Source organism: Planctomycetota bacterium (genome assembly GCA_038746835.1).
Lineage (GTDB): Bacteria > Planctomycetota > Phycisphaerae > Tepidisphaerales > Tepidisphaeraceae > JBCDKH01.
Map to the genome: position 1 here is coordinate 1 of JBCDKH010000167.1, position 8,193 is coordinate 8,193.

Below are 8,193 nucleotides of genomic sequence, written 5' to 3' on the forward strand. Positions count from 1 at the left end.
CTGGGATGAGGAAACGGCCGCCGTCTACAGAGAATCCTGGGTGACCTTCAACCAGCAGGAAGGCAAGACTTACGATGAACTGGCCGCCGGCGGGGTGAAGGCTCTCCTGGCCGTGGGCTGTGACCCTCTTGCCAAAGAAGGGTCGAAGAAAGCAAGATTCCTCGCCGCGGCCGCCACCCACCCCAACGCCACAACCAAGCAGGCGGACCTCGTTCTGCCGCTCTCGTCGTGGGTGGAGAGTCACGGTGTTTTCGTCTCCACCGATGGAACGGTTCAGTTCAACCGTCAGGCCATTCTTCCGGAAGGCTCCTCCAAGCCGGCCTGGTCACTCGCCCACAGCATTATCGAAAGGCTGGACGAAGAGACCGCGGGTCGACTGAAAGCCCGTCAGGTCTACGCCGAGATCGGCCGCCTCAACGGCAACTTCGCCGGAGCCTCCTACGACGACTTCAAGAAACCGGGTGAGCGTCACTGGAGCTACCCTCAGCAAGCGGACTTGGGTATGCCCCGACCGGACCTTTCAGCTATCCCGGTCAAACATCCCGACGCTCCCATGTGGATGCCGGCCGAACCTACGGGCTCAGTAGTCGAAGAAGCCAGCCGTCTCCATCGCGGTCAAGCGCTACCACCTGTACCCGGGCAGCGCGACCCTCGAGAAGTGGCGGCCCTTCTCGGTCTTTCAAAAAACTTCGCCAACGACGGGACGCTGTCGTTAGCCGCGACCAATGTGGAGAAAAAGGAGGGCTACATTCCCTTGCGGGTGGTAGCCGCTTCCGGAGCCCAACCTGCCGGTCCCACACCCGCCAGCCGTCACCACGAGATCGGTGTCGGCCGAAGACGACAAGTGCAGATCCCGGTGTTCACGCTGCTGCTCGCCCTGCCGACGGTGGCGTCGGCGTGGTCGTCGAAGGAGCACGTGCTCATGACCCGGCTCGCTGCCCAGCGGATTCTGGCGGACGAGGACGCACCTGCCGGTCTCAAGGCGTTCGTCCGCAAGCACTGCCCCGAGGCCGAGGACTTCGACCTGCACGACTTCATCATGAACGTGCATGTCGGGCCCAGGCCCGAGGGCTACGAAGGTCTGGCGTACTGGGCGATGCATCCCGACTTCGATCGCTCCACGCCGGTGCCGGCCTTCAACAGCACCGAGGGGAAGATGCACTACATCAACCTCGAACTGTTCAACAAAAACCCCAAGAAACGCCGCTACTTCGACGACCTCTCCGGCCTGCCGGACCTGTCCGACATTCCACGCGACCCGGACGACCCGCGTTTCGCCGAGGCGGGCTACCTGCCGTTCCGGGTGGAGCAGTGTTACAACGAGCTGGTCAAGGCCTTCGCCGTCGGCAACGACGAGGCCGCGGTCCGTTGGGCGGGGTATCTGGCCCATTACCTTCAGGACAACACGCAGCCGCACAACGCGACGGTGGATTTCCGGAGCCACAGCTACTTCTTGAACGTCCGGGATAATCTCCGCCCCAATGTCCACGGGTGGATGGAGCACGGCTTCCTAGACGAGGCGCAACCGCCGACGTGGTTAGAACTGCGTCTTAACTTCATCAACTCCTTAGAAGATGAGTTGGCGAGGGCAGTCGCCTTCACGGAGTACGACTTCTTTCGAGCTGATGTCGCGAGAATCTCAAAGTCAAGCAGCATGGTCTGCTACGGATACCTTCCAAGTATCGGCACCTCCGCCAGGCTGACCTACGACTCGCGTGGTGATCTGAAGACCTTCGCCTTGGACGAGAGTCGGGATGTGGGTCATTCGCCATTGCTCATCAAGACGCGCCTCCAAGCTATGGCAATCTCCACACTCGAAGCCGCCTGGCGGCAGGCGTGGGCAGAGTCGCAGGGAGAGTACGAACGCCCTGCCGACCAGCGGACCGCGAAGCTCACGACGCGACCGGCACGGTTGCCTGGGAGTGAGTGATGTCGGTTCCGTCCTCGGGAAAAGACCTTCAGGGATTGAACAAAGGCGCGTTTGGTGCAAGACGCCGAAGCGGGAGCTTCGGGTTCGGGGGTGTTCGACTTGATCGACCCGAAGCTTCCGCTTCGGCGTCCGTCGCGCGTTGAAGACGTTTTGAGCGAGTGCGGTGCGTCGAAGGACGTTGCCTGCCATCGCGCAGAGCCGGGCGAGGTCCCTCGGCTGCGCTCGGGATGACGGACGGGTGGAATGGGGGCGCTTTGATCAAACGAAAACGCCCGGGGCGCGGGGCCCCGGGCGTCACTCTCCTCCTCAGTCCTGGTGGTCAGGCGAAGTCGATGATGCCGACGTCGCCGTTCCAGGTGCCGTAGTACAGCCGGCCGTCGTCGGTGCGGCTCATCGAGGTGATGGGGCCGGCACTGGTCAGCAGCGTCTCGGTGCGGACGAACTGGTCGTTGGCGTCCATCACGACGGCCTCGACGCGGCCGGACTGCCAGTCGACCAGCAGCAGCGAACCACGCAGGGCGCTTGGCCAGCTGTTGCCGACGAGGAAGTCGCCGATGATGAAGGCCCGCGAGCCGTCGGAGTGGTCTCGGCTGAAGGTCGGCAGGACGAGGTCGCCGTCGAGGACGACGTCGCCGTTGTAGACGTCTTGGGCGTCCTGAGTCGTGAGGTAGCCGGGCGTCTGGTTCAGGCCGGTGTACTGGCCTTCATACCAGGGCCAGCCGTGGTTGTCGCCGCCGGTGCCGTTCATGTCGACGCGATTGACTTCCTCGCTTGTGTACCAGCCGACGTCGCCGATGAAGAGGTCGCCGTCGTCGGGCTGGACGGCCACGCTGAACGGATTCCGCAGGCCCAGTGCCCAGACGCGGCTGGCGTTGTCGTTGCCGTCGCCGGTCCAGAACGGGTTGTCGCTGACGCCGAGGCCTGTCTCGGGGTCGACGCGAAGCACCTTGCCGCGGAGCGTGTTGATGTCCTGGACGTACTTGCTGCGTGGGTCAACGGCCCCGTAGCTGGTGGCGTCGCCGAGGGTGACGAGCAGGTTGCCGTCTGAGTCGAAGGCGAGGTCGCCGACGCTGTGCGACTGGGAGTCGCTGGCGATGAAGTCGTTGATGTACTCGCCGTTGTTGTCGGGGTCTTCGGGCGTTCCGCTGGCGGGGATGTCGAAGTTGTTCCGTCCGGTGGAGTCCTTGTCGGGCGACGAGATGTTGTCCCAGGTGCTGTTCTTGCCGAGGACGACGAGCTGACTGCCCGGGACGGCCGTGCGGAAGTTGGTGGCGGCGTCCGCGGTGTAGCGGACGACGCGGCCAGCGCGGTTCCCGTTGGCATCGCGAGCGGCCAGGCCCGTGCCGTTGGCGGCCTCGGGCGGGTCGTAGGTGAACAGGGCGTAGACGTACGGGACGGTCGGGAAGTCGGGGTGGAGCTCGATGCCGAGCAGGCCGCGATCGCGGGTGCCGTTGACCTCGTCCTCGAAGGCGACGAAGGCTTGGTTGACGAGGCTGCCGTCTTCGACGATGCGGATTCGGCCGGCACGTTCGCTGACGAACAGCACGTCGCCGAGGCTGCCGGCCCACTTGACGTCGGTCACGTTCTGCAGGCCGTCGCTGACGATCTCGGTCCGGCGGAAGTCGCCGACCGGCTCGACAGGCTCATCGATGCCATCGGAAAGATCGAGCTGCGCGGTCGACGGTGCGTCGAGCGTGTTGGTGACGTAGACGCCGTCGATGCCGGTGCCGTCTTCGCGAGCGGCGATCTCCAGCGTGTGCGTGCCGGCGGGCAGGAAGAAGCTGACGGGCTCGCTGCCGGCGTCGACGTTGTGGACGCGGTCCCAGACGAACGACGAGCTGCGCGCGATGTTGTTGAACTTCACCCAGCCGTCGGTGCGGGAGATGTTGTTCGACTGGGCGACGTCGGTGCCGGAGATGCGCACCCAGACGCTGTCGTCGTCGCCGGACGGGGCTTTGGCCCGCAGGTGGACGTCGTAGAGGCCGGCGGTCTCGGCGACGATGTCGAAGGCCAAGGCGTCGCCGGCGGGCGGGTTGTTGTAGAAGTTGCCGCCGTTCCAGACGGCGTGGTTGCCGGCGCTGCCGCCCGTGACGACCTGCCAGTCGCCGCCGAGGGTTTCTGCAGGCACCTCGGTCTGGGCGTAGTAGCTGAACGGGATGAACGTCGGGGTTTCGGCGGCTTCGAGGAGGACGTCGTCGATGAAGTAGACCTCGCTGCCGGCCGTCGTGACGCCACGGATGATGAGCTCGACGGTGTTGCCGACGAGGCCGTCGTAGGTGAGTGTCCGCTGGCCGATATTGCCGACGATGCGTTCGAGCAGCTGCGGCGAATCACCATCGGCGGCGTAGAAGACGTCGACGTAGTCGAGGAACTGGCCGGTCGTTTCCATGCTGCCCGCCGCCGAGAGGCGAAGGGACAACGAGGCGGAGTCGGCGTCGCCGAGGGCAATCGGGTCGGTCCGCCACTCGACCGGGCCGTCGGTGTCGCTGAGTCGGAGTCGGTTGCCGTTGACCTGCAGCGCCGAGGCCGGACTGCCGTTGAGGTCGATGGACCAGGCGGTGGTGCCGGTGTCGGTGCTGGTGCCGTTGGGCAGGTTGAAATCTTCAAGCCACGGCAGACCGCCGTTGCCGTCGGGCTGGTCGTCGTCGAGGATCGTGATCTGAGCGGTCCGCGGTGCGCCGAGGTTGGCACCGGTGACGGCGTCGAGGCTGATGGCGAAGGTCTCGTCGCCCTCGTTGAGCTGGTCGTCGCTGATGTTGATGCGGATCGTCTGCGACGTCTGGCCAGGGTCGAACCGCAGCGTGCCAGCCCGCGACTGGTAGTCGACGCCGGCCGTCGCGGTGCCGTCGCTGGTGAGGTAGTCGAGCGTGGCGACGGTGGAGGTGTCGCCGTTACGAAGGACGGTCACATCGACAAAGCCCTCGCCCTCGACGGCCTCGAACGTGCCCGAGCCGAGCTGGAACGTGCCGGCGGCCGCAATCTGCTGGACCGTGACGTCGACCGTCGCCGTCGACAAGCCGCCGCGGCCGTCGCTGACGACATAGGAGAAGCTGTCCGGGCCGGCGTAGCCGAGATTGGGCGTGTAAAAGACGAGCTGGCCGTTGGTGGTGACGGTGCCGTTGGTGGCAGGACCGGCCGAAGTGATCGTCAGGACGTCGTCGTCCGGGTCGCTGTCGTTGGGCAGGACGGCGATGCTGTTGACGCCGCTGTTCTGCTCGATGAGGACGTTGTCGTCGACGGCGACCGGCGGCTGATTCGGCTGCGTGGTCGGCAGGACGGTCTCGAAGCTCCAAGACGAGACGTCGTGGTGGTTGAAGTTGTAACCCGACGCGGCCGTGAAGCCGAAGCGCGGGGCCGAGCCGACCAGCGACGACAGATCGAGCGTCGTTGACAGCGTCGGCTGATCGGGCTTCTGGGCGACGTCGTTGAGATAGACGCGGAGCACGTCGGTGTCGCCGCTGTAGTCGACCCACGCGTACCGCGTCTGGCCGTCGTTGAGCTGGCCGCCGACGGCGACGACGGTGTTGGCAGCGAGCGGCGAGGTGGCGTTGCCGTTGGTGTGGATGGCGACGTGGTCGCCGGACGGGTCGCCAGCACTCTGGGCCGAGTCGAACTCGATCGCGAGGCTCGGCCAGAGCCCGCTGTAGCCGAGGCCACCACCCGGGAAGGCTGGCAGCGACGGGTCGGTGTCGCGGCCGAACAGCACAAAGGCCATACCCGCCCCACCGCTGGTTCCGCGGACGCCGCCCATGTCGAAGCTGAACGACGTGGCAAAGCCCTTGTCGGGCGTGAGCGTGAGGTTGTCCTTGGTGAAGAACGCACCCTGCCCGTAGCGGACATCCGGGGCGACGCGCAGCTCGCCGTCGACGACGGCCGCGTCCTCGTAGAGGTCGAAGCTCGCGACGTTGTCGGCCGTGAATTCGGGGATGTTGAAGTCGATCGCATCGACCGCGGCGAGGAGCCGTCGTTGTTCGAGGCGTTCGGGAGCGAGATCAGGTCGGCCGAGCGAGGTCGGGCGGCGGTGGTGCTTCACGCGTCAATTGATGCCGCGATTCACATACCGATGCAAGCGCCGCAACCCGCAAAATGCGTCCGATTAGCTTTACGCGACAGAACGCGCGGCAAGACGGGCAAGACGTGCGGCCTGGGGAGCACTGTTCATCAGGTGCTAGCGCATCCAACGATCGATCCGCGTGAAACACCCTTGCGACCCTTGGCTCCGATCAACCCCGACGTCGACGGGCGGCGATGATCAGCATCGGCAGGAACGCACCAGCTGCGAGCGGCTCGGGAATCGGGACCAGGTCGAGCGATTCGACCAGCAGGTTGTCGAAGTAGAAATTCGGGAACCCCGACTGACCCTGGCCGAGGGAAAAGCGCAGCCCGTCGACGGCTGAACCGACGGCGATGTTGCCGGACAGGATCGTCGTCTTGGGCAGGTTCGAGCCGGGTGCGCCTTCGTCTTCAAGCGTCCACGTGCCGGCCTGGATGACGCCGCCATCCGAGTCGAACGTCGGCAGGGCCGAGGCGTTGTAGGTCCAGGTGAGCAGTCGCTCGCCGCTGTCGGTGAGGGCGTCGTCGAACTGGTCGTCGCCGTCGTTTTCGTAGCGGACGGCGAACTGATTGAAGCCCGATGCGACGCTGTAGCCGGCAACGGCGGTCGTGCCTTCGACCAGATCGAGGCTCAGGTCGTTCAATGCTGGACTTGCATTCGCGAGTCCGCCCGTGTTGTCGCGAAACAGGAACGTGATGACGCCGGCCGATCCGCTCGCCTGATCGCCGGCAGTGGCATCCGCTGTGAATCGCGCTGTGCCGCCGACGGCAATGTCGGGGTTGCTGGGCTGCTGGAAGTTGACGACCTGCAGGAACGGATTGCTGGCATCCTGCGAGGGCAAGAAGTCGCCGTTGGTATTTGGGGCAGACGAGAACCGCTGCTGCGTCGCCGCGCCGGCACCACTGCCGGTGGACTGCACGTCCTGCCACGTCCCAACATCGGCCACGCCGGCGGAGGGCTGCGTTGAGAAGTCGTCTTGGAAGACGACCGTCCCCGCGAACGCGACGGAAGCCGGGCCGGCGACTGCGGCGACGAAAATCGGGTGACGGGTGCGCATCGTTCTCCCTCCAAGCCTCCGCCGGCAGGATAACCAGTTGATCGGCGATTGCGAGCCAACCGGACGACCTGTCACCTTGCCGCCGCACAAGTTGTCAACGGGCCTCAAGTTCCGATAATCTACGGCTCCACGGAAGGACACCATGGCCAAGAAAAACGTCAAGACCTCACGGAAGAACGGCCGAGCCTCGGCCCCCGAAGCGGCACCGCGTGCCGCCCTCCTCGCAGAAGACGATGCCTCGCCGGATTCGCTCGAACGCGTCCGCGACATCCTGTTCGGCAGCCAGCAGCGGGACACCGAGCGTCGCCTCGGCGAGCTGGAAGAGCAGATCGGCCTCGATCTCGAGTCGATGCGCGACGACCTGGGCAATCGCCTGGAAGAGGCGGTCGCCAGGATCGATGAGCAGCTCGGCGACCTGTCCGGCAAGCTCAACGACTCGATCCGCGAGCTCAAGGAAGCCGCCAAGACGGCGCACGGCGAAATCCGCCGCGAGATTCGCGAGATGGACCGCAGCCACACCGACGCCCTCCGCAAGCTCGACGCTGACACGACCAAGCGGGCCGACGAACTCGGCAAGCGGATCGACGAGGAGTCCGCCGCCAGCGAGTCACGCGACAGCGAGATCCGCTCCACGCTTGACGAGACCGCGACCGCCATTCGCGACGAGCTGAGCACCGCCCGCGACGAGCTCAACGAAGCGATCGACGCCGCCGTCGCCCAGCTCGGCGACGCCAAGGCGGACCGCTCGGCGCTCGCAGAGCTTTTCACCGACGCCGCCGCCCGGCTGTCGGAATCGGCGAAGCCGGCGACCAACGGCCGGAAGCGTCGATAGCCGCCCGGCTCACTTCTGCGCCGGCTTCAGAGCCTCGACCGGTGCGACGGCGAAGCGTGGTTCCTCGACCAGCCGCTTCAGCCGGCCGCCTTCGTCTGGATCGCGATACTGCACGTCGTCGCGGTGGTATTGAAGCGCGTAGGCCACGCGCGGCTTGTCCGTGTGGTTTGGCCCGCTGCCGTGGACCGTCAACCGGCTGAAGGCCACGGCATCGCCGGCACACATGCGCATCGGGAAGAGCCGGTGGGCTTCCTGCTCGTGTGTGTTGTAATCGCCTTCGCCGGCGCGTTCGATCGGGCCGTCCTTGTGGCTGTGCGGAC

Annotated in this window: 5 protein-coding genes; 2 read left to right on the plus strand and 3 right to left on the minus strand. The window is 65.7% G+C overall.

Translation table 11 applies throughout. From position 1 onward, the window contains the following. The coding region (locus tag AAGI46_13695; GenBank protein ID MEM1013258.1) for a molybdopterin-dependent oxidoreductase at positions 1-1,930 on the plus strand (1,930 nt) is incomplete at its 5' end. A gap of 319 nt (positions 1,931-2,249) precedes the next feature. Here the strand turns inward: AAGI46_13695 and AAGI46_13700 are convergent. Beyond that, positions 2,250-5,963, minus strand: coding sequence for a PQQ-dependent sugar dehydrogenase (locus AAGI46_13700; GenBank protein ID MEM1013259.1), 3,714 nt, complete (start codon positions 5,961-5,963; stop codon positions 2,250-2,252). A gap of 190 nt (positions 5,964-6,153) precedes the next feature. Beyond that, positions 6,154-7,041: a hypothetical protein gene (locus AAGI46_13705; GenBank protein MEM1013260.1), complete on the minus strand. Its 888-nt coding sequence runs from the start codon at positions 7,039-7,041 to the stop codon at positions 6,154-6,156. Between the two features lie 142 nt (positions 7,042-7,183). On the opposite strand from AAGI46_13705, the gene AAGI46_13710 reads away from it, so the two are divergent. Continuing rightward, positions 7,184-7,873 (plus strand): hypothetical protein, encoded by a 690-nt coding sequence (locus tag AAGI46_13710; protein ID MEM1013261.1) that lies wholly within the window; start codon positions 7,184-7,186, stop codon positions 7,871-7,873. Positions 7,874-7,882: 9 nt separating this feature from the next. On the opposite strand, the gene AAGI46_13715 is transcribed toward AAGI46_13710, so the two are convergent. Continuing rightward, a partial coding sequence (locus AAGI46_13715; GenBank protein ID MEM1013262.1) for a phytanoyl-CoA dioxygenase family protein occupies positions 7,883-8,193 on the minus strand: 311 nt, incomplete at its 5' end.

Coding starts and splice junctions, on each gene's coding strand:
- AAGI46_13705 (MEM1013260.1), bottom strand. CDS start 7,041: ATGCGCACCCGTCACCCGATTTTCGTCGCCGCAGTCGCCGGCCCGGCT.
- AAGI46_13710 (MEM1013261.1), top strand. CDS start 7,184: ATGGCCAAGAAAAACGTCAAGACCTCACGGAAGAACGGCCGAGCCTCG.